Genomic DNA, 278 nt, shown 5'->3' on the forward strand with positions numbered 1-278 from the left:
AAGGGAAAGTGAAAGAAGAAGGGAAAGAAGAGAGGAAAGAGAAAAGGGGAACGAAGAAAAAAAAAAAAAAAGAAAAGAGAAAAAAAAAAAAAAGAAAAAAAAAAAAAAAAAAAAGAAGAAGAAGGAAAAAGAAAAAAGAAAAAGAAAAGAGGGAAAGGAGAAGAGAAAAAGAGAAAGGAAAAAAAAAAAAAAAAGGGGGAAAAAAAAAGAAAGAAAGAAGAAAAAAAAACAACATAACACATGGCTAATGCTTCATTAGACGTTGAATCAACAAAGAC

1 protein-coding gene is annotated in these 278 nt (G+C 27.3%); it reads left to right on the plus strand.

Annotated elements, in window-relative coordinates:
• The coding region (locus MTCD1_RS23620; protein ID WP_235013389.1) for a hypothetical protein at nt 1-248 on the plus strand (248 nt) is incomplete at its 5' end.
• Between the last annotated feature and the right edge of the window lie 30 nt (nt 249-278).

The sequence above is a fragment of the Colwellia marinimaniae genome, from assembly GCF_002207865.1.
Classification (GTDB): domain Bacteria; phylum Pseudomonadota; class Gammaproteobacteria; order Enterobacterales; family Alteromonadaceae; genus Colwellia; species Colwellia marinimaniae.